This window comes from Shewanella sp. YLB-07, assembly GCF_009377275.1.
Genome location: NZ_VOQB01000004.1, coordinates 435,295 through 460,880, shown reverse-complemented (window position 1 = coordinate 460,880; position 25,586 = coordinate 435,295). Strand labels below are relative to the sequence as shown.

Here is a 25,586-nt window from a genome sequence, read left to right as displayed (position 1 = left end):
CGCGGCTGTGACATTCAGAAACAAGGAGGCCATGCCTGAACCCACTTGGACTGTACTCGCAGCTTGTCACAAAATGTTTACATATTAGGCAATCTGCAAGCTATAGACTAAATTGAAGCTAAGCCGTTCGAAAAATATACCAACACCAAATCAGTGATCCTAAAGTAATACTTTAAAAGTAGTTATTCGACAAGCGAACGAGAGTACCTAATAAAGAGCAAGAAGATATCCCTTCTTGCTCTTTTAGTTCATTAATTTCTAATCTCAGCTCTGTCTTGAACTCGAGACTCGAAGCTCGGAACTTCTCAGCCTTATCCCAACTTTCTTCTCAACACCTTAGTCGCTTGAACTAAGTTCTTAAGGGCTGGCTCTACTTCATCCCATGTTCTCGTCTTCAAGCCACAATCCGGGTTAACCCAAAGCTGGCGTACGGCAATCTTGTCGGCCGCTTTCTCGATAAGCTCAACCATCTCATCGACCGTTGGCGTGTTTGGTGTGTGAATATCATAAACACCTGGACCTATCTCATTCGGGTATGCGAAATCTTCGAAGGCCGTGAGTAACTCCATGCGAGAACGCGAGGTCTCGATAGTGATCACATCGGCGTCCATGGCCGCGATGGCCGCTATAGTTTCATTGAATTCGCTGTAACACATATGAGTGTGGATCTGCGTCTCATCTGTGACACCTGCGGCGCTCAACTTAAATGAATCAACCGCCCACTTAAGGTAGGCTTGCCAATCACTCTTCTTCAAAGGCAAACCTTCCCGGAAAGCTGGCTCATCTATCTGAATGATGCCTATCCCCGCATTTTGCAAGTCGACGACTTCATCACGAATGGCCAAACCAATTTGAGTCGCTATCTCCTCACGGCTGATGTCTTCACGGGCAAATGACCAATGCAGAATAGTAACCGGCCCCGTTAGCATGCCTTTAACTGGCTTGTCAGTCAGAGACTGAGCATACTGCGCCCACTCGACTGTCATAGCCTCAGGGCGTGACACATCACCATAGATAAGTGGCGGCTTAACACAACGTGAGCCATAACTCTGGACCCAACCAAATTTAGTGAAGGCGAAACCTTGAAGCTGCTCGCCGAAATACTCGACCATGTCGTTACGCTCGGCCTCACCGTGAACCAGTACGTCAATACCTAACTTAAGCTGACGCTCAACCGTATCTCTGGTCACCTGGCGTAGTTGGTCGTTATAAAACTCTTGGGTGATCTCACCTTTACGCCAGCGACTACGCAGGCCGCGAATTGCCGGAGTCTGTGGGAACGAGCCTATGGTTGTCGTAGGTAACAGGGGTAAATTAAACTTCTGTTGTTGTATGGCTTGGCGGTTAGCAAACACGGTATCACGCTCATAATCATCCGCATTAAGAGCCGCAACTCTGTCGATAACTTGCTGATCGGCGGCGGCTTCTCGAGCCTCTCTGCGCGCCACACAAGTTGCCACTATGGTGTCTATTTCAACTTTAGCGGCACTGTCCGCAGGAGTGCTGAGTAGCGCTTTCAGTTGAGTCAACTCAGAGAGCTTCTGTTTCGCAAATGAGAGTTGTTGCTTCAGGGCCGGAGCCAGCTCAGTTTCAACATCGAGATCCACCGGGCTATGAAGCAGTGAACAAGAAGGAGAGATCCAGACTCGTCCCTTAAGGTCGTTCACCACAGGAGCGATACGCTCGGCAATCAAGTCAATATCTGCCGCCCATACGTTACGACCATTAATAACACCTAAAGAGAGCACCTGCTCAGGTTGTAAGTTTGCCGCAAATTCTGCAAGCTGTTCGGGAGCCGTGACAAGATCCAAATGCAGACCGGCAACAGGCAAGGCTGAAACCAATGCTTGATGATGAGCAATGGTGCCATAGTAACTCGCCAGTAATACCTTGACCTCAGATGACTTCAGTTCCTCATAGGCAGAAGAAATAGCTGCTTGCCAATCGGCATCAAGCTCAAGGGCTAAAACAGGTTCTTCGAGTTGCACCCAGTCTACACCTTGCTCACTGAAACGAGCCAAGATATCTGCATAGGTCTTAATGAGCTTAGGCAGTAGTGAAAGTTTATCGAAATCGCTGCCAACAGCCTTAGATAAAAACAGATAAGAAACCGGACCTAACAGTACAGGTTTAGCGGCATATCCCAGTACTTTTGCTTCTTCAACTTCTTCAAAAAACTGCTCATACGCTACACTGAATTCTTGATCTACAGTTAACTCAGGCACTATGTAGTGATAGTTAGTATTGAAATACTTAGTCATTTCACCAGCGGGGGCATCTTTACCCGATGGTGCACGGCCTCGTGCGACTCGAAACAAGGTATCGAGATCAACATGAGCATCATCTTGGTTTCTGTGACGCTCAGGGATGGCATTCAATGTCGCACTCAGAGTCAGCACCTGATCATAGAAGGCGAAATCGCCCACGGGCAACAAGGAAACCCCGGCCTGTGCCTGCCACTCCCAATGAGTACGACGTAACTCCTTAGCCACTTTTTTTAGCTCAGCCTGACTAGTCTCGCCACGCCAATATTTCTCTTGAGCAAACTTCAGCTCACGTTGACGACCAATTCTTGGAAACCCTAGGTTAGCTATCTGTATCTCTTTCGAAGTTTGCATATTGTATACCTTTTTGCTTTAATATGAGCAGAATTCAAAGTAAACGCGCCAGAGTCTTATCAGTGACTCCTGGTGATGTAACATCTTTCGATGTAAAAACACATTTGGGCGTCTGGACGTCTAGAAGTTTATTGTGATAGTCTATCTTCTGACAAACGAATTGATTTCAAGCGCAACATGAGTAAAATTCACGTTGAACAAAAGTAGGTATTATATGATTGAGCTTAGACACTTACGAACACTAGTAGCCTTAAAAGAGACGGGAAGTCTCGCTGGTGCAGCCAAGAAACGCTTCGTCACTCAATCTGCGCTTTCTCATCAGATAAAAGAGTTAGAGACCCGGATTAACTCCTCAATCTTTATCAGAAAGAGTAAACCTCTCTCTTTTACGCAAGAAGGCGCTCGGCTACTCAATCTGGCCGAAGAGATCTTACCTAAGGTCGTCGAAACCGAATATGACCTCAAGCAGGGACTCAATGACGAACTTAATCAACTTGCGGTAGGCATCGAATGCCATAGCTGCTTTCGATGGTTGATGCCAGTGATGGAGCAGTTTAGGACGGCATATCCAAATGTGAATTTAAACCTTTCCAGCCGACACCTGTTTGATTCACTCAATGCGCTGGAGATTGGCGAACTCGATGTGGTACTCACATCAGATCCTGTTCCGGGACAATCCATTGCCTATCAGCATCTGTTCGATTTTGAAGTTCAGCTCGTGGTTGCCAACGATCACCCTCTGGCCAAGCTGGAATATGTGACGCCTAAGCAACTCGAGAAACTTGCTATTATCAGCTATCCAGTGCCGCTGCAACGTCTGGATCTTTACCGTCATTTCCTGGAGCCTGCGGGAGTGGAAGCCGGTGAGCAGATCAGCTGCGATCTCACCATGATGCTACTGCAAAGGATCGCCTGCAAAGATGGTGTGGCAGCCCTACCAACCTGGTCAATCAGCGAGTCTTATGGTTTGAACTTAACCGCAATCAAGCTAGGACCTGAGGGATTGAAGCGTCCGCTGTTTGGGGCATATCGCAAAGATAGCTCTAGCGCACGAGTGGCGCAGCAGTGGTTAAAGCTAGTAGCCAAAGAAGGACTAGCAAAACAGCATAAGTTCAATTGAATTAAATGAAAGAACGAGATCCTAGGCTCTAACGGTGAGTTCCTAGGATCTTGCTATAAAGACAGGGCTATCGCGAGCTACAGCCAGATGCTCGAGCCTTCTTTTACAACGGCTTCAGCAGCTGATTTCTCATCGAAAGCACGCGTCTGAGCACTAGACCTGGCGAGTTTGCATTGCGAGTCTGTCTGAGATTATGGGCAATCATAAACTCATCTTTAAGCTCTTCATCTAAACCCAAAGATTCAAATGCTTCTATGGTCAAAGTCTGCTTCTGGTTATCGATAAGCGACTTGATGATGCTCAGGGGAAACGACTCTTCCGACTCGGCATTTAAGAAGGCAAATGCAGTCAAGGCAATAATCTCACCGAATACACTAAACAAGGCTAAGGTCTGCACTTCATCCGGGTTGATATCCACCCCTTCCATTTGATGCAAACTATCGACGGCATCGGTAGCGATACTTTCAGTCAATGACCAATACCCGTGCACTAACTTCTTATATGGCTGGGGCAATTCATCGAGGCGCTCTTTCAAATAGAAGGTAAAGGCATAACGATATATGTTCACCTGACCTAATCGAACCAAGGCATCTTTCAATGAGCGGTTCTTAGTGGTAATACCTGCACCGCTAATCGCCGAATTGCTGCGCCAAAGCATATGAGCTGCTAAAGCAGGATCTGAAGAGACTATATCGATGACATTTCGAATATCACCATCGGCGATAATCGCCTTCTTTAATGGAATCAATATTCCGCGGCGACCAATCACCTGCTCTTCATTACTAATAATTGCGCGTACTTGAGTGAATACCTTATGCTCAAGATCTGTCATGGGAAGTTTTAACCTACATTTATTATTTTGGCACAACACCAATTGTTATCAGGGAATTTACCCATAAAAAGGCCACTTGGGTCAAGTTGATTTCGTCTAAATGAATACTTTAACTCTATTTCTCTGCCAAAGGTCAAATCACCGGACGAAAACCCCGAAATTAAGACTAAATAAGAGCGTTATCAACCATTCCATAAATTAGCGGCATTCAACCTAAAGTCTGAAGATATCGGCACTATATTTCACATTTGGTATCTTCAATACCTTAATAGCACATATTAATAGCACATATTCGATGAATTATATCGCGCCTGCATCTTCGAGTCCTTGATAAATCGTCTCAGCTAGCGCGCGGTAACCTGCATCATTAAGGTGAATCGTATCAGATTTCATTGACCGGGTTTTGAGCAAGTCCGTTAACGCCTCTTCTAGAAGCATAACATTATACGTATCAGCTAGCTCTGAATAGAGCGCCGCCGATGATAAAAAAATACTCTTCTGAGGGACGGCAATCAAGACTACCGGAATCGACTTAGCATGAGCCAGTTCGATCATCTGCGCCAGATTAGTTTTGGTCTTGGCTATATCGTGATTACGCAGAAAATCATTGCCACCTTCGAGTAAAATCAACAAGTCAGGCGTCTCTCGAACAAGTAGTTCAGCTAGCCTGGTCAAGCCTTGTGAGGTTGTCTCACCTGAAACACCAGCATTGATCACCCTGAGGCCAGTCAATTCAGCCAAAACCGCTGGATAGTCACCGCCTTCACTCGCCCCCTTGCCATAAGTAAGACTATCGCCAAAGGCCATGATTTCGGCACTCGCCGAAAGCGGTTCAAGTTTAGGGCCGGAACATGCAGAAATGAACACACATAAAACGAATACAATAAACCGAATTTTCATGCGTTTACCTGTGCCAAAGAGAGTTAAAAATTTATCACGTTAACATGGGCCATAACAAAGCCAGGCACAAGGGGAGCAATACCAATTCCAGAAACGTTTAAAGCAGCTTCAAAATGAGACTGCCAAATGTCTAGGGTTCTGGGGGCTGTCCAGTTCTAGCAAGCCTAACCCAAAAAAACACCTGTTTGCAGATGCAAACCAGGTGTTTTTTATTTCTTCCAGCTTATAGCTCGTAGCATATTAGAACCTATAGCGGAGGCAGCGAGTCTAGGGACCAGCGTGGCATACCTTTGACGCCTAAATCCTCTGTCTGACCGGCCTTCAGTCTCTGCAAACCGGCATAAGCGATCATGGCGCCGTTATCGGTACAGAATTCGCCTCTGGGATAGAAAACTTCTCCGCCTAAATTTTGCATCATCTCGGCTAGCGAGCTGCGCAGGCGCGAATTTGCACTCACTCCTCCGGCAATGACTAAGCGGCTATAACCGGTTTGTTTTAGTGCGCGACGACACTTAATAGAAAGTGTATCGACCACAGCTTCTTCGAACGCTAGTGCGATATTGGCACGGGTCTGCTCATCATCGGGCTCTCTGGCAATCGTATTGGCGGCAAAGGTCTTCAAACCAGAAAAACTGAAATTTAATCCTGGCTTATCCGTCATAGGACGAGGAAAACGGTAATGGCCAGTCTCACCTTTCTCTGCCAGCTTAGCTAACCTTGGCCCACCTGGGTAATCTAGCCCCATGAGTTTCGCGGTTTTATCGAATGCTTCACCTGCGGCATCGTCAACAGACTCGCCAAGCACTTCATATTGTCCAATACCTTCAACGGCCACCATCATAGAGTGTCCGCCGGATACTAACAGCGCGAGAAAAGGAAACTCAGGCACATTATCCTCTAGCATAGGGGCTAAGAGATGACCTTCCATATGGTGCACGCCAACGGCAGGCTTACCCCATGAATAGGCTAATGAGCGCCCCACACAGGCACCGACTAATAAAGCGCCAACCAAACCAGGACCTGTGGTATAAGCGACTCCATCTATGTCATCCATTGTGCTGTTAGCATCGGCAAGCGCCTTCTTAATCAAGGGCACCACTTTTCTCACATGATCGCGAGATGCCAGCTCGGGTACAACCCCACCGTAATCGGCATGTAGCTTTACTTGGCTATATAATGTGTGAGATAACAAGCCTAGCTCGTCGTCATAAACGGCTATTCCTGTTTCATCGCAAGATGTTTCAATACCTAAAACCCGCATCGTATCCCGTCAAAGTGTCATAAAAGGCTGCTAATTCTACCTGCTGTGCTTTAATTATACCAATAGACTTGTTGCTGATTTTGGTCCTCCTAATAATGGTATCAATTACAGTGATTATTAGCGGGTACACGCGAAATATCCCAAACATGACTTAACCGAGATCTAAAATAGGATCGCGACGGTGAAAGGATCTAGGATATGATCGCGAAATATACTTTACAAACACGCTCAATTCGGTATAGAATTCCGCACCATTTTTAAATTAACTTGAGTCAAAAATTGACTCATTACAAACTACACCTAAGGGGTGATGGCGTATGCCAATAATTAAAGTACGCGAAAATGAACCATTTGACGTAGCTCTACGTCGTTTTAAGCGCTCTTGTGAAAAAGCCGGTATCTTAGCTGATGTTCGCGCTCGTGAGTTCTACGAGAAGCCAACGACTTGCCGTAAGCGTGCTAAAGCCGCTGCAGTTAAGCGTCTTGCTAAGAAGCTTTCTCGCGAAAACGCTCGTCGCGTACGTTTATACTAATCTATTATGAGCCTAGTAGATCAGCTAAAAAGCCAAATGAAAGACGCCATGCGTGCCAAAGCTAAGGTACGCTTGGGGACTATCCGTATGGCGCTAGCCGCCGTCAAACAGATTGAAGTGGATACCCGCGAAACTCTGACTGATGACCAAGCTATAGCTGTCTTAACCAAAATGGTTAAACAGCGTCGTGATTCGATTACACAATATAGTGCAGCCGGACGTGACGAACTAGCAGCAATTGAAGCAGAAGAGATCAAGATTCTTGAAGTCTTCCTGCCTCAGCCTCTTACTGAAGAGGAAATTGCCGTGCTAGTTGATGCAAGCATCGAAGAGATGGGCGCATCCTCCATGGCGGATATGGGCAAAGTAATGGGCGCATTAAAACCTAAAGTCTTAGGCAGAGCTGATATGGCGGCAATAGGCGCTATGATCAGAGCTAAACTTAAGTAACTTAAGAATAATGCGTAAATAAGCCGTGCTCTTGCGCGGCTTGTTTGTTTGTACTGTTTCAGTTTTTCATTTCGCGATAATAGCGAAAGGCGGCATTTACCAAACTAATGGCGATACCTCGTGATTTTATCAATGAGCTAGTAGCTCGCATCGATATTGTCGACTTAATCGACGTTAAGGTGCCCCTTAAGAAGGCGGGTAAAAACCACTCTGCCTGTTGTCCGTTTCATAGTGAAAAATCACCTTCTTTTACCGTCAGTAGAGATAAACAGTTCTACCATTGTTTCGGCTGTGGTGCCCATGGCAATGTCATCGACTTCGTCATGGAATATGACCGTCTCGATTTTATCGACGCGATAGAAGAGCTAGCTGGCCAACTGGGTCTAGAAGTGCCCAGAGAGCAAGGTACAGGTAAGAGACGCGATGAAGGATTGAGCCGCGACCTGTATCAATTAATGGAAGAAGCTAGCCGACACTTTCAGAGCCAGCTTAGACAACATAAAGACAAACAAAAAGTTCTCGATTATCTGGATCATCGAGGCCTATCCGAGAAAGTAATAGAACACTTCAATATCGGATTTGCACCAGAGGGCTGGGATGGTTTACTCAGTCGCTACCGCCAGAGTCAGGATTCTCAAGATAAACTACTCACCGCGGGAATGGTGATAGAAAACGATAACGGTAGACGTTACGACCGATTTCGCGACCGGTTAATGTTCCCGATTCGTGACAGACGAGGCCGGGTTATTGGCTTCGGCGGAAGAGTTTTAGGTGATGGTACACCCAAATACTTGAATTCTCCGGAAACGCCCATATTTCATAAGGGCAATGAGCTGTACGGACTCTATGAGCTTAAGCAGCGTCACAGAGATCCACAGCGAGTACTCATAGTCGAAGGCTATATGGACGTGGTCGCACTGGCACAGTTTGATGTCGACTATGCAGTCGCCTCTCTCGGTACGGCAACCACGGCAGAGCAGTTTCAACTCCTGTTGCGTAGTGCCAAGGAGGTCATCTGTTGTTATGACGGTGACAGAGCCGGGGTCGAAGCCGCATGGCGTGCATTAGAAACCGCATTGCCGCTGCTCAAACCCGGTAACCAAGTTAGATTTATGTTCCTGCCTCAAGGTGAAGATCCAGATACTATGGTGCGCCAGGTAGGAAAAGAAGCATTCGAAAGTCAGATTGATGATGCTAAAGCACTCCCTGAGTTTCTTTTTGAAACGTTAGCCCAACGCCATGGCGCCGATAAAGGGACATTAGCTAAGCAAGCCATTGGTTTAATTGAGAAAGTACAAGACACCGTTCTACAGAGTCTACTGCTGGAAAATCTAGCCTATAAACTCGGAATGAACGGTGCCGATGAGTTAAGAAGAAAGTTGGGTTTCAGCTCTAAACATCAGGGCCAAACTCTTCAGAATAAAGCGTTAAAAGGACGAGGAACCCCATTGCGACTAGCCATCGCACTGCTAGTACAACATCCTATGTTAGGTGAAGGACTGCCGGTGCAGCCGGCACTGAAACACATCAAGATGGCCGGCGTAGATTTGCTGATCCACTTGCTAGACATTACTCGTAAACAAGTTAAAAACAGCGCACAACTACTTGAACAGTACAGGGATGCTCCACAATTAGGCACCCTAAAAAAACTGACCCAATGGGACCATCAAGTGGCGGATGAAAACTTGCAGCAAGAGTTTAGAAAAACCCTGATCTGGCTCAATAATCAATATATTGAGCAGCGATATCAGGAATTGAGTCTAAAACAGAACCATACTAAAGAAGAAAGGATTCAGCTAAGCAAGCTGATCGCAGTCATACAAGGGCAAAATTAAGACACTTTATGTCTTAAAACTAAGCACTTGGACTAGCACACGGAAGCGCACAAGGCTATAATTGACGATTTGCGTGGCGATAAATTATTGCCCGTCGTTTTAACCGATACCCAACTTGGATGATATCTATGGAGCACACTCCTCAGTCGCAACTTAAATTGTTGCTAGCTAAAGGTAAAGAGCAAGGCTACTTAACCTATGCAGAAGTGAATGATCACTTGCCTGCTGATATGGTCGATGCAGACCAGATCGAAGATATTGTCCAGATGATTAATGACATGGGTATTCGCGTCTATGAACAGGCGCCGGATGCTGATGAAATCATGATGACAGAAGACAGCACAGATGATGATGCTGCAGAAGAAGCTGCCGCTGCACTTGCAACGGTAGAGGCCGAGCTTGGTCGTACAACAGATCCAGTCCGTATGTATATGCGTGAAATGGGGACTGTTGAACTTCTTACCCGTGAAGGCGAGATCGTTATCGCTAAACGTATCGAAGAAGGAATTTATACCGTTCAAGCATCGGTCGCCGAGTACCCTCCAGCGATTGCCTCGATCCTCGATCAGTTCGATCGCTATGAAGCCGAAGAAGTTCGTCTATCCGATATCATCTCAGGTTTTATCGACCCTAATGCCGCTGATATAGCCCCAACGGCCACTCACATTGGTTCAGATTTGTCACAAAGTGAGCTCGACAAAGATGACTCAAAGGATGACTCGAAGGATGATGATGAAGATGAAGAAGAGGAAGGTCCAAAAGGACCAGATCCTGAAGAATCTAAAGAGCGCTTCACTCAGCTAAGAGAAGTACATGAGAATACGCTGAGGATCATCGCAGACAAAGGTCGTGGCCATCCTGAAGCAACCGTTGCCCTGTTTGAGATTGGTGAATTATTTAAAGAATTCCGTCTCATGCCTAAGCAGTTCGACCGCTTAGTCAAGAACATGCGTGCCACCATGGATAAGGTCCGTGTTCAAGAACGTTTGATCATGAAGCTCTGTGTCGAACAAGCTAAGATGCCTAAGAAAAACTTCGTTAAGGGCTATACCGCCGACGAAAGCAGCATAGCCTGGTTTGACGCCGAACTCGCCTCTAAGAAACCTTATGCTGAAGGTTTAAAGATGATCGAGCCTGACGTTCGTCGTTGTCGCTTCAAGCTCGATATTATCGAGAAAGAAACCGGACTCGCGATTGCGTCTATCAAAGACATCAATCGTCGTATGTCGATCGGTGAAGCTAAGGCTCGCCGCGCTAAGAAAGAGATGGTAGAAGCTAACTTGCGTCTGGTTATCTCTATAGCTAAAAAGTACACCAACCGTGGTCTACAGTTCCTGGATCTTATTCAGGAAGGTAACATTGGCCTGATGAAAGCGGTTGATAAGTTCGAATATCGTCGTGGTTATAAGTTCTCAACCTACGCAACTTGGTGGATCCGTCAGGCGATCACTCGCTCTATTGCCGATCAGGCAAGAACGATCCGTATCCCGGTGCACATGATTGAGACAATCAACAAGCTGAACCGTATTTCTCGTCAGATGCTACAGGAAATGGGCCGCGAGCCGACTCCTGAAGAGCTGGCTGAGCGTATGCTGATGCCTGAAGATAAGATCCGTAAGGTACTTAAGATTGCCAAAGAGCCTATCTCAATGGAAACACCTATCGGTGATGACGAAGATTCGCACTTAGGTGATTTCATCGAGGATACCACTCTCGAGCTACCTTTGGATTCTGCCACAGGCGAAAGCCTGCGAAACGCGACTCACGAAGTATTAGCAGGTCTAACGGCCCGTGAAGCTAAGGTGTTGCGTATGCGTTTCGGTATCGACATGAACACTGACCATACGCTCGAAGAGGTTGGTAAGCAGTTCGACGTGACCCGTGAGCGTATTCGTCAGATTGAAGCTAAGGCGCTGCGTAAGCTACGTCACCCTTCTCGCTCTGAGATCCTCAAGTCTTTCCTTGACGAGTAAGTCTACTCGCTAAGCATTAGCTCGTTGAGACTCGAAAGCCCTGCCATTTTGGCGGGGCTTTTTGTTTCCTTCATCACTTCCTAAATTCCCCCTCCCTCAAAAACGCGCCCCTCCCCTTACTCCCATTAAATTCAATCTTCCAAGATAAACGGGTAAAAAAGCAATCAGCGCAGAATCCCCACGACTACACCACAAACTAACAGCCCATAAAAATAGCAGAAACAGATAAATTTCCCGCGGATTGATTAACAGATAAGCAGTTGAATTTAAAGTTAGCATTTCTCTTCAAAACACGGGTGACAAGCGCATTTAAACCTCGTATACTTCTCGTCGCTTCAGGTAGTGACGACTTCCTTTAGTAGGCCCCTTAGCTCAGTTGGTTAGAGCATACGACTCATAATCGTCAGGTCCCCAGTTCGAGTCTGGGAGGGGCCACCAATTTAAAACAAAAAAGCCTGCACCTAGTGCGGGCTTTTTTGTGTCTGGAATTTAGAAGACAATTCATAATCGTCATCATATGCCCTAACAGTTCGACTCTGGTCGGGGGCTGATAGAAGACCAGATATTATTCAAACAAAAAAGCCTGCATGGCTGCAGGCTCTTTCTCAAAATTAACTCTCTTTTCTCTTTCTCTATGCCAGACTTTTCTATGCCAGACTTTCTATGGCAGGACTAGATGCCTAACTTGTCCCTCATGGTGTAGTACCAGGCACCAATTGCGCTAAACGGTACTTGCATTATATGCCCCCCGGGGAAAGGGTAATGTGGCAAGCTGGCGAACGCATCGAAGCGGGTCGCCTGTCCGTGGATCACATCGGCGAGTATCTTGCCCGCCAGATGAGTGTAGGTCACCCCATGACCGCTACAGCCTTGTGAGTAATAGATGTTATCGCCGATACGGCCGACTTGAGGCAGACGGGACAGAGTCAACAGAAAGTTTCCCGTCCAGGTATATTCAATTTTTACATCTTTGAGCTGCGGGAAGGTCTCCAGCATCTTGGGCCGTATGATGGCCGCGATATCGGCTGGATCTCGTGCACCGTACACCACACCGCCGCCATAGATGAGTCGTTTATCGCCGGATAGCCTGAAGTAATCCAGCAGATAGTTACAGTCTTCGACGCAGTAATCTTGTGGTAACAGGCTAGCGGCGAGCTCGTCACTCAATGGCTCGGTAGTGATGACCTGAGTGCCGCAGGGCATAGACTTGGCCTGTAATTCTGGGATAAGTCCATTGAGATAGGCATTACCCGCAACGATGACAAACTTGGCTTTGACCGAACCTTGTGCCGTATGAATAGTCGGGTTATCGCCCTGCTCAACCTTAATAACGGCCGAGTTTTCATAGATCTTTCCACCTTGACCCTCTACCGCCTGGGCCTCCCCCAAGGCTAGATTGAGCGGATGGATATGACCGCCACTTTTATCTAATAAACCACCAATATAGCGTTCTGAGCCGACCACAGAACCTATGCCTTGCTCATCTAATAGCTCTAGATGTCCAAGGTGGCCATGCTTCTCCCAGAGTGCTTTTTGATGCTCTAAATGTCCCATCTGTTTCTTGTTCATCGCGGCAAATACGCCACCATCTTTAAGGTCACACTGTATCTCGTGCTTGGCGATCAACTGCTTGATGATCCGCCCACCTTCGAAGGCCATTTCACCAAATAACTGACCAGTCTCTTTGCCGACTGTGCGTTCTATGGAGTCTATATCCCGGCTGAAGCTGTTGACTATCTGGCCGCCGTTACGACCCGACGCCCCCCAACCGACTCGAGCCGCTTCCAGTACTGTGACGCTGTAACCTAGCTCTAGCAGATGTAGCGCCGACGATAGGCCGGTATAACCGGCACCTATGATACAGACATCGGTTTCTATATTGTCGTTAAGCTGAGCACGTTCGACCTTGTCATTGGCCGACGCCGCATAATAAGATTCTGTGTGAGGTACGCTGGGCATATCATTCCCCTAATTTAAATTCAGTAAAAGTGGCTTACTCCTCCTAGATCAAAAGTAAGCCAGAGTATGTCAGATAACTACATGGCCGGTGGCAGGTTCTTGCGCTCGCTTCTACGCGCCAGATACCAACAGATAAATGCGATCAAAGAAACCGTCAGAATGATCAGGGTAGCTAAGGCATTGATCTTGGGAGAAACGCCCATACGCACCGACGAGAACACCACCATGGGCAAGGTGGTCGCCCCTGGTCCCGATGTGAAGCTGGCTATCACTAAGTCATCCAAAGACAAGCTGAATGACAGTAGCCAGCCCGCCGCCAATGAAGGCGAGATCATGGGGACTGTGATATGGAAGAAAGTCTTCAATGGCGTCGCCCCAAGATCCTGAGCCGCCTCCTCGATTGAGAGGTCCAATTCACGCAGGCGAGCCGAAACCACCACGGCCACATAGGATGCACAGAAGGTCGAGTGAGCAATCCACACCGTCATCATGCCGCGCTCCTTGGGCCAGCCCAAGAGATCTGCCATATGAATAAACAGCAGCAACAGCGACAGACCCGTGATCACTTCCGGCATCACTAAAGGCGCTGTGATCATGTTCGACAGTGTTATCTTGCCCCATGAACGTTTGAAACGTGTCATCACGAACGCCGCCATTGTGCCTAATACCACAGCCATGGTGGAGGCGAAGAAGGCCACTTTCAAACTGGTCCATACCGCATCTAAGATCTGCTGATCGCGAAACAGTTCACCGTACCACTTAGGCGAGAATCCGCCCCACACCGTCACCAGCTTGGACTCGTTGAACGAGTAGATGACTAAGATAAGCATGGGAGCATAGAGGAAAAACATCCCCGCCCACAGCATGATGGTAGAGAAACTCAACTTGCTTAATCTGCTCATAGGTCACTCTCCATACTCTTGGCCTGATAGCGATGGAACAAGGTGATAGGAATGATTAACAGACCTAACATGATGATTGCCAGCGCCGATGCCACGGGCCAGTCCCGGTTATTGAAGAACTCCTGCCACAACACCTTACCTATCATCAAGGAATCGGGGCCACCCAAGAGTTCAGGAATAACGAACTCACCAACGACGGGAATAAACACCAGCATGGAGCCCGCTATAACCCCGCCCTTAGACAGAGGTAAGGTGACTCTCCAGAAAGTATTCAGGCTACGGGAGCCCAGATCCGACGCCGCCTCTAACAAGCTACCATCGAGCTGAGACAGAGTCGCATACAGGGGGAGTATCATAAACGGCAGATAGGTGTAGATGATGCCGATATAAACAGCAAAGTTAGTGTTGAGCATCTGAATAGGCTCTGAGATCACCCCAAGCCACATTAAGAAATTATTGATCACCCCGTTATTGCTTAACAGTCCCATCCAGGCATAAACCCGAATGAGGAATGAGGTCCAAGATGGCAACATCACCAATAAAATCAATAGCCCTTGATTTTTCTTCGGGGCTCTGGCAATGGCGTAAGCCATGGGGTAACCGATCAACAAGCAGCCTAGAGTGGTGATAAAGGCCATCTTGATTGACCCCAGATAAGCCTGAACATACAGGGAGTCTTCGAAGATCAGCAGGTAATTCCCCAGATTGAGCATGATCTGCAATGACTCATCGGCATAACTGGCCAGAGACTCATAGGGAGGGATCGAGATGGCTGCCGTCGACAGGCTAATTTTCAGTACGATGGCGAACGGGAGGGCGAAAAATAGGAGTAACCAGAAATAAGGCAAGCCTATGGTCCAGTATTTTCCCTTGGGTAATCTAAACTTTAATGATCTTTTCATGATGCCACCTTAAGATCTGAGAACCACTCCACTGGTGGCCTCCCAGCTGATGAATACCTTGTCTTGCCATGTCGGCGGATCCGAGCGACGCTCTCTGTTAGTCATCATGGACTGGATCACTTGCTTATTGCTCAGTCGAATATAGTAGACAGAGATCCCCCCAAGGTAGGCGATATCTTCAACCTCACCTCGGCACCAGTTATATTCACCGTCCGGTTGTTCGCGGCTGATACGCGCCTTCTCTGGCCTTACTGCTAACCAGACGCGTTTATCATCGACATTGGTCGAGACGCCGTGACTGATATAGAATTGTTGCGTTAAATCGGGAGATTGTATGATGGCATGATCCGGCTTATCGACGATGATTTCACCCTCGAACAGGTTCACAGAACCGATAAATTCCGCCACCATACGGCAGGTGGGGCTCTCATAGATATCCATGGGCGAGCCAGTCTGCACTATCTTGCCCTCATGCATGATGGCGATACGCTCCGCCATAGTCATGGCTTCCTCCTGATCGTGAGTCACCATCACACAGGTCACCCCGACCTCTTCGAGAATATCGACCACTTCCAGCTGCATCTCGGTTCTAAGCTTCTTATCCAATGCGCCCATTGGCTCATCGAGTAAGAGTAACTTAGGTCGCTTAGCCAGAGAGCGAGCGAGGGCGACTCGTTGACGTTGACCGCCAGAGAGCTGATTGGGTTTACGTTTGGCATAATCTTCCATATGCACGAGCTTGAGCATCTCCTTGACCCTTTGCGCTATCTCCTCTTTCGGCAGCTTGTCCTGCTGCAGACCGAAGGCGATATTTTTTTCCACCGTCATATGAGGAAACAGGGCATAGGATTGGAACATCATGTTGATGGGCCGCTCATGGGGCGGCATATCAGTAATGTCGACTCCGTCGAGGATAATGCGCCCCTCGGAGGGCTTCTCGAAACCCGCCAACATACGCAGCAAGGTGGACTTGCCTGAGCCTGAGCCACCCAAAAGGGCGAAGATCTCTCCCTTATATATATTCAGTGACACATCATCGACGGCTCGGACCTCATCGAATAATTTGCTGACCCGCTCAACCTTAAGCAGTAGCTCACCTTGCGTCTTTGTTGTTGGTTTAATGACGACGCCTGCGTTGCTAACCATATTACTTCTCCACAACAGGCACTGTGACAGTGCCTACGGTAATATCAAATTGAATAACAAAAGAGATTTAGACAAAAAAGAGCAAACCCACAGGCTTGCCCTTACCTTCTAATAACCTGACTTAACCTTGGTCCAGACGCGAGTCATCACTCGCTGGGCCTTCAACGGACGAACCTCACCCACATAAAGGCGCTTGAGGATCTCTTCATTGGGATAGATGGAGGTATCGTTTAAGATCTCTTTATCTACAAACTCTTGAGCGGCTACGTTAGGATTGGCATAGGCCACATAGTTAGTAATAGGGGCTATCACTTCAGGACGAAGCAGGTAGTTGATGAAGGTATGTGCATTCTGAACATTTTTAGCATCGGCAGGGATCGCCAGCATATCGAACCAAAGATTAGCCCCCTCTTTCGGAATGGCATAACTAATCACTTGACCATTATCGGCCTCTTCGGCACGAGCCGCCGCCTGGAAAATATCTCCCGAATAACCGAATGCGACACAGATATCGCCATTAGCAAGATCGGTAATATAACGAGAAGAGTGGAAGTAAGTGATATAGGGACGAACTTTAGCCAAGACTTCACCGGCTTTCTTAAAATCCTCAGACTTAGTGCTGTTGGGATCTAAACCAAGATAGAGCATAGCCATTGGAACCATCTCATCGGCTGAGTCCAACAATGCTAAGCCACATGAGGTTAATTTTTCTGCATACTTAGGATTAAAAATCAGCTCAAGAGAGTCCAGCGGCGCATCGTCACCTAATACAGCTTTGACCTTAGCTTCGTTATAGCCTATACCATTGGTTCCCCATAGATATGGCACCGAATACTGATTACCTGGATCAGCCGTTTCCAGCTGTTTCATCAGCTCAGGATTTAAGTTCTTATGGTTTGGCAGTTGATTAGAATCTAGTTTTTGAAATGCTCCGGCCTTGATCTGTTTAGCCAGGAAGCTATTCGATGGCACCACAATATCGTAACCCGAACTGCCAGAGAGCAATTTAGCTTCGACCACTTCATTACTGTCGAACACATCATAGATGACACGGATCCCAGTCTCTTTCTCGAAATTAGCTAAAGTGTCTTCGGCAATATAATCAGACCAGTTATAGACGCGAACAACCTCTTCGGCCATGGCTCCTGTACTGGCAAATACACCCGCTCCCAAAAGCGCAAGTGTGGTCATCTTCTTTAATAGCTTCATGGTATCTCCTTGATTTAGCGTAGCAGCAGGCCTAAGCCTGCTGTCTGTCATTGTTTCCGGTCATGCCGGTTTTAGTTTTTATTTTTGACCAATGCTACAGCTTAAAACTGCATCGGCAGTGCCCTGCTAATCGTTTCAAATCCTTTAAAAAATGTGTTAACTAATGAATAAGTTCCTCTTTTCTCTGTTAATAACCTGACTTGGCTTTAGTCCAGGCTCGGGTCATCTTGCGCTGTATCTTCAAAGGTCTAACTTCGCGGATATACAAGTTGTTGATCACTTCCTGACTGGGATAGATCCCCGGATTACTCAAGATAGCTTCATCTACCATGGGCTGTGCCTTATCGTTGGGATTGGCATAGGCCACATAATTAGAGATCTCAGCAATCACTTCAGGGCGCAGCAGATAGTTAATAAACTGGTGGGCATTATCGACATTCTCAGCATCCGATGGGATGGCCAGCATATCGAACCAAAGATTCGCACCCTCTTTTGCTATCGAGTAACTAATCTTCTGACCATTACCCGCCTCATCGGCTCTCGCCGCCGCCTGAAATACGTCGCCAGAGAAGCCAAAGGCCACACAGATATCGCCATTAGCCAGATCGGTAATATAACGAGATGAATGGAAGTAAGTCACATAGGGACGAACCTTAGCTATCGCTTCACCAGCCAGCTTATAATCATCAGGATTAGTGCTGTTAGGATCGAGTTTGAGGTAAGTGAGCGCTTGAGAAATCATCTCATCGGCAGAATCCATCATGGAGAAACCACAGCTGGATATCTTCTCGGCATACTTGGGGTTAAAGAGAAGCTCCAGAGAATCAAATGGTGGCTCTTGCCCTAACACAGCCTTGACCTTTTCCAGGTTGTAACCTATCCCAGTGGTTCCCCACAAATAAGGCACAGCAAACTTATTTTGCGGATCGGCTTTCTCAAGCTGCTGCATAAGATCTGAGTTTAAATTGCCTAAGTTAGTCAGCTTACTCTTATCTAAAGGCAGAAAAGCGCCCATCTTAATCTGCTTAGCTAAGAAGTCATTGGACGGCACCACTATGTCATAGCCAGAATGGCCTGAAAGCAGTTTAGCCTCCACCACCTCCATGCTATCGAACACATCATATATGACCCGAATCCCGGTCTCTTTCTGAAAGTTTGCTAAGGTGTCCTTAGCAATATAATCGTTCCAGTTGTAAACCTTCAGCACCTCTTCGGCATGAACTCCAGCAGCGGCTAAAGTACAGAAGAGGACCAAAAATGATGTTTTCAGCATTTTAAAAAGATCCATTTATCTCTCCATTCTAGCGTGTTACAGATAGCCATAAACTAACTGTTAGTCATTGTGTTACCGATAAAAATCGATTTTATTATTTTCCAATGCTACACCTAAAAACCGCACCGACCGCTTGCCATGTAAACCTGCTAACATGGCATTACTGCACATCAAGCCCAATTGACTGCTTGACGCTTATTTCATTTTCTCTAATGGGTTAACTCACTTTAAAATTCAAACTTAAGGGAGCCCCAACGGCTCCCTATTCGATTAAACAGTTAACAGTAGGAACTCACGTTCCCAGGAGCTGATCACTCGTTTATAACTGGCAAGGTCCGCCTGTTTCACCGCGATATAACCTGTGGTAAACGCCTCTCCAAGGTATTCACGACACGCGGCACTTTCAGCCATAACCCCTAGGGCTTCCTCTAGTGTCAGAGGCAAGCTGATACTTTGACGGCTCTCATTGGCGCGCCCTTGAACTGGCGTAGATGGCTTAACATCCTCAATCATGCCTATATAGCCGGCTAACAAGCTGGCGGCGATAGACAGATAACTGTTGGCATCGGCTCCAGCGATGCGATTCTCAACTCTCAGGTTTTGCGGAGAAGACTCGGGAATACGCAGACCGCAGGTTCTGTTCTCTTCCCCCCATTCGAGGTTGATAGGCGCAGAAGTACCGGGAAGGAAGCGTCTGAATGAGTTCACATTAGGGGCGAGTAAGGGCAATAACTCGGGTATAAATTTCTGCAGACCACCGATATAGCTATAGAACAGCGGGCCCTTGGTACCATCATTCAGTGAGAAGATATTCTTACCGGTTTTGGCATCCACTATGCTCTGGTGGAGATGCATGGCACTGCCAGGCTCATCGGCTACAGGCTTGGCCATAAAAGTGGCGCAGACATTGTGTTTAAGTGCCGCCTCACGCAAGGTGCGTTTAAATACAAACACCTGATCGGCAAGAGACAGGGCATCACCATGACTGAAGTTAATCTCCATCTGGGCCGTGCCCTCTTCATGGATCAGGGTATCGATATCTAAACCTTGGATCTCACACCAGTCATACATATCTTCAAATAGGGGATCGTACTCATTAGCCGCATCGATAGAGAAAGATTGTCTACCTGACTCCTGACGACCACTGCGTCCCACGGGGGGGATCAACGGCTGATCGGGATCTTCATTACGACGAGTCAGATAAAACTCCATCTCTGGTGCAACCACCGGCTTCCAGCCTTTATCTTCATAGAGCTTGAGCACCTTCTTCAACACGTTTCGCGGAGACAACTCTATAGGATTGCCCATCTTGTCATAGGTATCATGAATAACCTGGGCCGTAGCCTCTATGGTCCAAGGTAACTTGAACACGGCATTCTCGTCGGGCACACAGATAAAATCGATATCGGCCTTATCTAACAGGGCATCATAGGGCTCATCTTCGACATAATCCCCGGTCACCGTCTGCAGCAGTACACTCTCGGGCATACGCATGCCCTTCTCATCGATAAACTTATCCACCGGCGCAATCTTGCCTCTGGCGATTCCTGTCATATCACAGATGACACATTCAACTTCTGTTATTTTTTGTTCTTTTAAATAAGCTGTTAATTTTTTCATTTTTTATCTCGTTCGGCTGTTTGCACGACGTTCACAGGCAACACTGAAAGCGTTAAAAATTGAGGTATAAAACGGATTGTCTAACACCTTCCATTCAGGATGCCACTGCACGCCCAGTGCAAAATTCTTTGCATCTTTAATAGAGAATGCCTCTACTAAACCATCTGGGGCATATGCTTCTGGCCGTAACCCAATACCCAGACGATCGACGCCTTGGGTATGCACAGAGTTCACCTCTGCGGAGCTACGGCCCCATGCCTCATGGAGCAATCCTCCAGGTTCAATGTGCACCTCGTGAGAGATGCCATACTGCACTTCGACTGGCTCTTGCTTATCTTCTCTGTGTTCGATAAAGCCACCCACTTGATGTAATTTCTGGTGCAAACTGCCACCGAAGACCACATTCATCTCCTGAAAACCACGACAAATCGCCAACACAGGAATACCGGCATCGATTGCCGCCTTGAGTAAGGGCATAGTTGTAGCGTCGCGTTTAGGATCGTGGTGAGTACCCGCCTCGCTTGGCTGGCCCTGAAAGTGATGGGGCTCGATATTTGAAGGAGAACCGGTAAAGAGAATGCCGTCCAGACGAGGTAAGATTAGCTCCGCCGGACAATGACCTAATGCAGGAATGACTAATGGCCAAGCCTTAGTCGCGTCCGCGATACTAAGCAGGTACTTTTCACCGACTATATTGAATGGATGTAAGCCTAAATCCTGATTGCACGCCGTCACCCCAATGACAGCAAGCCCTGCATCCGACATAAATCACCTTTATTGTTATATTTTTTATTTTATCTTTCACACTTGCTCAAGTATGTGAACACACATTAAGCAACTGTTCAGTTTTTCAAACACTACACTGAAAATAGCAAACAGGCAAGAGGCTAATTGAATACAATTTGAAATGATAACAACAAATACAACAAACAACTTAATAACAACCACTTAGTCAAAATGAGATATTGAATGAGTACTAGATACAAGCAATTTATCAGTTTTAAATGGAAATCTACTGAGTTAACTTTAGCGATATAGATCACGGTAACCGCTTGACATTGACCAATATTATTTACATCGAATATTCAATTAATTGATTATTTACTAAGCTGTAAATCACTATTTATACTGAATGTTTTATAAATAACAGCATAAAAGTCTAGATGCTAACGGCAGTAAACTTTGAATCTGCTAGAAAGTAGCCATAAGACAGAATGGATCACGCCAAGGCGAAAGGGATAAAACAGGGAGGAAATAAGCAGGAAGCAAGGAATAAGGCTAAAATAGGTGAAAAGTGCGGAAAACCGCACCCAGATACCATCGAGTTTATTGTATCTAAAAGCAAATCACTCAACTGAACAAATTAGTATTAGAAATTGGCAGGAGTCGTGGCACTCACCAGCCTACACTCTTCATCGAATGGATTTCTGAATCTATGGGGAGACTCACTGTTAAAGTAATAACTATCACCGGCTTCGAGAATAAAAACCTCATCCCCTACCGTGAGCTCGAGTTTGCCTTCGAGCACCATGGCCGCTTCTTCACCCTCATGCTTGAGCATCTCTGCACCTGTGTCGGAACCGGGAGGATAAGTCTCACTCATTACCGACATGGCGCGATTAGGGTAATCTCGTCCGATTAACTTATAGTCTAAGTTGCCGTCACCTATGTCCAATAGCTCGTCACTTCGGTACACCACCTTGGCCTCGCTTTCACCGTTCCCCTCCATAGAGAAGAAATCAACCAGAGACAGAGGCAGACCGGACAGCACCTTCTTCAATGAGCTCACCGAAGGACTGACACTATTTTTCTCAATCATAGAGATGGTGCTATTGGTCACTCCAGCTCTCTTAGCAAGTTCTCGTTGCGACAGACCTTTCTGTTTACGGATAACTTTCAGGCTAGCTCCAATATCCAAATGCATATCTCCTGTAAGAATGCTTAATTATTCTTTATTACTATTAATCTAGGATAAAAAATGTGCAGATTATTCTTCATACTAATTTGTATCAAACAAAAAAGCATGTTAAATATAAACAACACCCGTGAATTATATATGACTCTAGCTTAATTGCAAAAACATACTGTGCTAAGTCAGGTTAATTCTCAATGGCTAATAGATAATAAGTAATAACAAATCAGTGCTGATCAAACAGTAATAAAGCCGTACTAAACAAGAATAGCCAAGCCCAATAGTCATCAACGAATAACAAGATCTAATAACAAAAAATCTGGAGATATGATGCTAGTTAAGCGCCCGGTTCACAGCGACCAATACCCCTCGTCATACTATTTCGATACTGCCAAGGAGCTATATGAGCACCCGCAACTGCAAGAATCTATCAAGGTAGATGTCTGTGTCGTCGGTGGTGGTTTCAGTGGCATCAACACAGCCATAGAATTAGCCCAGAAAGGATTTTCGGTGGCCCTGTTAGAGGCGAAACGCATAGGCTGGGGAGCATCGGGACGCAATGGCGGAGAGCTGATACGTGGCATTGGCCATAATATTGAACAGTTCCGAGACATCATAGGCGAAGAAGGCGTTCAAGCCATCAACCAGATGGGCTTCGAAGCCGTCGACATCGTCAGGCAGAGAGTCAAAGAACACAAGATAGACTGCAATCTGCAGATGGGATATTGCGACTTAGCCACCAAACCCAGGCACATGAAAGAGCTTTATGAAGACTATGAAGACCTAGTATCCCAAGGCAGAGGAGAGGGGTTTAAAATCCTCGAGAAGCAAGACATCAGTCAGGTCATAGGCTCAGATTGTTATGAGGGGGCTCTGGTCGATATGAACAGCGGTCACCTTCATCCACTCAATCTGGCACTGGGCGAAGCTAGGGTCGCTCGTATGCTTGGGGTGAAGATGTATGAATACAGCGCCGCAGAAAAAATTATCAAGGGCGATAAGCCCAAGGTGCTCACTGCCAAAGGTGAAGTGAACTGTCAGTACTTAGTCCTGGCGGGGAACGCCTATATTGGCCACAAGCTCGACAGCTATGTCGGTGGCAAGGTGCTACCGGCCGGGAGCTACCTGCTCGCCACAGAGCCATTAACCGACGAACAGTGCAAAACAATCATCCCGCAGAATATGGCCTTCGCCGATATGCGTATCGATCTGGATTACTTCCATCTATCAGAAGATAACCGCCTGCTTTTCGGTGGTCTGTGCACTTACTCAGGCAAAGATCCTAAAGATATCGAAGCGGCTCTCAGGCCGAACTTAGAAAAGGTCTTCCCGCAACTCAAAGGAATTAGAATCGATTTCGAGTGGGGCGGCATGATAGGCATAGGCGCGAACCGCCTGCCCCAGATTGGCCGACTACCTGATTGCCCTAATATCCTCTACGCCCAGGCCTATGCGGGTCACGGCGTTAACGCCACCCATATGGCAGCGAGACTCATCAGTGAAGCCCTGACAGCCCAAGCCGGACGCTTCGATATCTTCGACAAGGTGCAACATATGACCTTCCCCGGCGGGCCAACATTCAGATCGCCCATGCTGGCGGCAGGCATGCTCTACCATAGAATGTTGGATATTTTTTAGAAAAATATCTTTAAATTTGTCACCAAGGTAGGGACTTGTCGGATAACAAGTTTCAAGTCTCTTTTTAGTTTGGTTTCATTGGGCTGGTATGGTACTTGGCAGTATTCTGCATACCAATATTGCATTGTTATCTACCGCCTGTCCGGCGAGGAATGTGCCAACACTTCTGTGACACGCTGTGAATATGTCCCTATACGCTCTGCGGTTTCATCCCTGAAACCGAAGGTCACAGCCGCGTTCACACCTGAGTATTTACCTCTTCGATTTTAGTTTTATTGGCTGAGCGTCTAATTTAAAACATATTGATTAAAAAATAACTTACTCAGCAGAGCTAAAAATCACGCAGCATTTTTTAGTCCCATGACAGTACTTTGTTAAATGACATTTTTACGCAATACCTTAATTTCCTGATTGTACCCACTTTGATCATAATTTTCAGAGTGCTGATTCATGAAACCATGAAGAAAAGGGACTTGTCTGATTGATACATTATCGGTACCAGTGAGGTTTGCGATAAGTTCATTTACTGAAAAGTGAGATTCAGATGCTAGAAAAATCAGATCTATCGGAAATCTTGGTTCCACATACCTGTTACTGCGAATTTGTGAACCATACGTTTTTCCAAAAATATCAGAAACTATGAGTGTTTTCATCATACCCCTCGTGTAATTTAACGCATTCGCTGCTGCCATGTTAATTAATAGGCCTGTTACTAATATATCGACCATTTTCTAGCTCTGAAAAATACTGTTTAAGCATTGGATGGCTAATAGGTTCCAAAATATCATCAGGCGCTAAGTTTTGTTCGGCCACATAAGTTGAATGTGAACTCTCATGAACTAAGACACTATACCAAGGCTTATTTTTTGGAGGTCGAGACTTAGCAACTTGTTCATACCAACTATCAGTTAGTTGAAAGTTCAAATCAACATCGACAATAACTCCACGATAGCCAAAAAGCCGGTGGTGAATTAAGTCGCCAACGGAAAACTTTGCATTGGTTATATTTGTTACCGTTCCCATACAATCTTCTCCATTTTCAAGCTGATTAGACTAATAATAGCTGTACAGTGCGCGTGCACAATTAATAAAGCTATTATTTCGCATGCGCGCATAGTATCTAGCTGAATTTATAGCTATTAACAGTTATTTTCAAAGATTGAAAATTAAAAGTATGCAGAGAATAAGATCAGATGTACTCGTATGAAATCAAGGGTTCGCGGCGCATCGCAGATGCCTTCTCAAAGTGAAAGTGCACATCTCCCGTAGGGAAGTAATAGATAACCTTAAAGGTAAACGTTAACACTCACTAGCCAACATCCACTCAGCTAGAAGTTAAACCAGAAAATGTCCTCAAGCTTCATTCGAAGCAAACTCACTGTATGAGGAAAAACAACCTAGATTTTCGGACAAATAAGCAGCGGTAGATGCAGATATCAAAAAAAGCCTTGCTGAAACTCAACCTATATTAACAATAAGCGAATTTTACCTATCCTTTTTCAA

Annotated in this window: 21 protein-coding genes and 1 tRNA gene; 7 read left to right on the top strand and 15 right to left on the bottom strand. The window is 46.4% G+C overall.

The window, feature by feature from the left end; all coding sequences use genetic code 11:
- Positions 1-311: 311 nt before the first annotated feature.
- Positions 312-2,600, bottom strand: a complete 2,289-nt coding sequence (gene metE, locus FS373_RS11610) for a 5-methyltetrahydropteroyltriglutamate--homocysteine S-methyltransferase (protein ID WP_185977056.1) — start codon at positions 2,598-2,600, stop codon at positions 312-314.
- A 232-nt stretch (positions 2,601-2,832) separates the two neighbouring features.
- Here metE and FS373_RS11605 point away from each other — a divergent pair, with 232 nt between their 5' ends.
- Positions 2,833-3,738, top strand: a complete 906-nt coding sequence (locus FS373_RS11605; protein WP_152829473.1) for a LysR family transcriptional regulator — start codon at positions 2,833-2,835, stop codon at positions 3,736-3,738.
- Positions 3,739-3,841: 103 nt separating this feature from the next.
- Here the strand turns inward: FS373_RS11605 and FS373_RS11600 are convergent, their stop codons facing one another.
- From FS373_RS11600 to tsaD, 3 genes are all read right to left on the bottom strand, one after another.
- Positions 3,842-4,570 (bottom strand): HDOD domain-containing protein, encoded by a 729-nt coding sequence (locus FS373_RS11600; protein WP_152829472.1) that lies wholly within the window; start codon positions 4,568-4,570, stop codon positions 3,842-3,844.
- A gap of 300 nt (positions 4,571-4,870) precedes the next feature.
- Positions 4,871-5,470: a GDSL-type esterase/lipase family protein gene (locus FS373_RS11595; protein ID WP_152829471.1), complete on the bottom strand. Its 600-nt coding sequence runs from the start codon at positions 5,468-5,470 to the stop codon at positions 4,871-4,873.
- A gap of 247 nt (positions 5,471-5,717) precedes the next feature.
- A complete protein-coding gene (tsaD, locus tag FS373_RS11590; RefSeq protein ID WP_144045220.1) occupies positions 5,718-6,731 on the bottom strand; it encodes a tRNA (adenosine(37)-N6)-threonylcarbamoyltransferase complex transferase subunit TsaD in 1,014 nt (337 codons plus the stop codon).
- A 317-nt stretch (positions 6,732-7,048) separates the two neighbouring features.
- Here tsaD and rpsU point away from each other — a divergent pair, with 317 nt between their 5' ends.
- The 5 genes from rpsU to FS373_RS11565 all read left to right on the top strand — a co-directional run bounded on the left by rpsU (position 7,049) and on the right by FS373_RS11565 (position 11,960).
- Positions 7,049-7,264: a 30S ribosomal protein S21 gene (rpsU, locus tag FS373_RS11585; protein WP_142872304.1), complete on the top strand. Its 216-nt coding sequence runs from the start codon at positions 7,049-7,051 to the stop codon at positions 7,262-7,264.
- 6 nt (positions 7,265-7,270) lie between these two features.
- Positions 7,271-7,714: a GatB/YqeY domain-containing protein gene (locus FS373_RS11580; protein WP_144045219.1), complete on the top strand. Its 444-nt coding sequence runs from the start codon at positions 7,271-7,273 to the stop codon at positions 7,712-7,714.
- Positions 7,715-7,821: 107 nt separating this feature from the next.
- The gene (gene dnaG, locus FS373_RS11575; RefSeq protein WP_144045218.1) at positions 7,822-9,549 is read left to right on the top strand and encodes a DNA primase; all 1,728 of its coding nucleotides are present in this window, start codon (positions 7,822-7,824) and stop codon (positions 9,547-9,549) included.
- A 128-nt stretch (positions 9,550-9,677) separates the two neighbouring features.
- Entirely contained in the window at positions 9,678-11,522 is a 1,845-nt protein-coding gene (rpoD, locus tag FS373_RS11570) for an RNA polymerase sigma factor RpoD (RefSeq protein WP_221937475.1), read from the top strand.
- Positions 11,523-11,883: 361 nt separating this feature from the next.
- A tRNA-Ile gene (locus tag FS373_RS11565) sits at positions 11,884-11,960 on the top strand.
- A gap of 234 nt (positions 11,961-12,194) precedes the next feature.
- Here the strand turns inward: FS373_RS11565 and FS373_RS11560 are convergent.
- The 9 genes from FS373_RS11560 to FS373_RS11520 all read right to left on the bottom strand — a co-directional run bounded on the left by FS373_RS11560 (position 12,195) and on the right by FS373_RS11520 (position 22,451).
- Positions 12,195-13,481 carry an NAD(P)/FAD-dependent oxidoreductase gene (locus tag FS373_RS11560; protein ID WP_152829470.1) on the bottom strand — a complete coding sequence of 429 codons (1,287 nt, stop codon included), beginning with the start codon at positions 13,479-13,481 and terminating at the stop codon, positions 12,195-12,197.
- A gap of 77 nt (positions 13,482-13,558) precedes the next feature.
- Positions 13,559-14,383, bottom strand: coding sequence for an ABC transporter permease subunit (locus tag FS373_RS11555; RefSeq protein ID WP_144045216.1), 825 nt, complete (start codon positions 14,381-14,383; stop codon positions 13,559-13,561).
- Positions 14,380-15,285, bottom strand: a complete 906-nt coding sequence (locus tag FS373_RS11550) for an ABC transporter permease subunit (RefSeq protein ID WP_144045215.1) — start codon at positions 15,283-15,285, stop codon at positions 14,380-14,382. Before FS373_RS11550 ends, FS373_RS11555 begins: the two co-directional genes overlap by 4 nt.
- A gap of 9 nt (positions 15,286-15,294) precedes the next feature.
- On the bottom strand, positions 15,295-16,431 hold the full coding sequence (gene potA / locus FS373_RS11545; protein WP_152829469.1) for a polyamine ABC transporter ATP-binding protein: 1,137 nt from the start codon (positions 16,429-16,431) through the stop codon (positions 15,295-15,297).
- A 108-nt stretch (positions 16,432-16,539) separates the two neighbouring features.
- Positions 16,540-17,640: a polyamine ABC transporter substrate-binding protein gene (locus FS373_RS11540; RefSeq protein ID WP_144045214.1), complete on the bottom strand. Its 1,101-nt coding sequence runs from the start codon at positions 17,638-17,640 to the stop codon at positions 16,540-16,542.
- 187 nt (positions 17,641-17,827) lie between these two features.
- Positions 17,828-18,928: a polyamine ABC transporter substrate-binding protein gene (locus FS373_RS11535; RefSeq protein ID WP_152829468.1), complete on the bottom strand. Its 1,101-nt coding sequence runs from the start codon at positions 18,926-18,928 to the stop codon at positions 17,828-17,830.
- A 255-nt stretch (positions 18,929-19,183) separates the two neighbouring features.
- Positions 19,184-20,533 (bottom strand): glutamine synthetase family protein, encoded by a 1,350-nt coding sequence (locus FS373_RS11530; RefSeq protein ID WP_152829467.1) that lies wholly within the window; start codon positions 20,531-20,533, stop codon positions 19,184-19,186.
- A 3-nt stretch (positions 20,534-20,536) separates the two neighbouring features.
- Positions 20,537-21,298: a gamma-glutamyl-gamma-aminobutyrate hydrolase family protein gene (locus FS373_RS11525; RefSeq protein WP_144045212.1), complete on the bottom strand. Its 762-nt coding sequence runs from the start codon at positions 21,296-21,298 to the stop codon at positions 20,537-20,539.
- A gap of 604 nt (positions 21,299-21,902) precedes the next feature.
- Positions 21,903-22,451: a cupin domain-containing protein gene (locus FS373_RS11520; protein WP_144048848.1), complete on the bottom strand. Its 549-nt coding sequence runs from the start codon at positions 22,449-22,451 to the stop codon at positions 21,903-21,905.
- 324 nt (positions 22,452-22,775) lie between these two features.
- Here FS373_RS11520 and FS373_RS11515 point away from each other — a divergent pair, with 324 nt between their 5' ends.
- Positions 22,776-24,083, top strand: a complete 1,308-nt coding sequence (locus tag FS373_RS11515; RefSeq protein ID WP_144048847.1) for an NAD(P)/FAD-dependent oxidoreductase — start codon at positions 22,776-22,778, stop codon at positions 24,081-24,083.
- A 374-nt stretch (positions 24,084-24,457) separates the two neighbouring features.
- On the opposite strand, the gene FS373_RS31480 is transcribed toward FS373_RS11515, so the two are convergent.
- On the bottom strand, positions 24,458-24,775 hold the full coding sequence (locus FS373_RS31480) for a hypothetical protein (protein ID WP_144045211.1): 318 nt from the start codon (positions 24,773-24,775) through the stop codon (positions 24,458-24,460).
- A 1-nt stretch (position 24,776) separates the two neighbouring features.
- Entirely contained in the window at positions 24,777-25,106 is a 330-nt protein-coding gene (gene hspQ / locus FS373_RS11510; RefSeq protein WP_144045210.1) for a heat shock protein HspQ, read from the bottom strand.
- Positions 25,107-25,586: the final 480 nt, after the last annotated feature.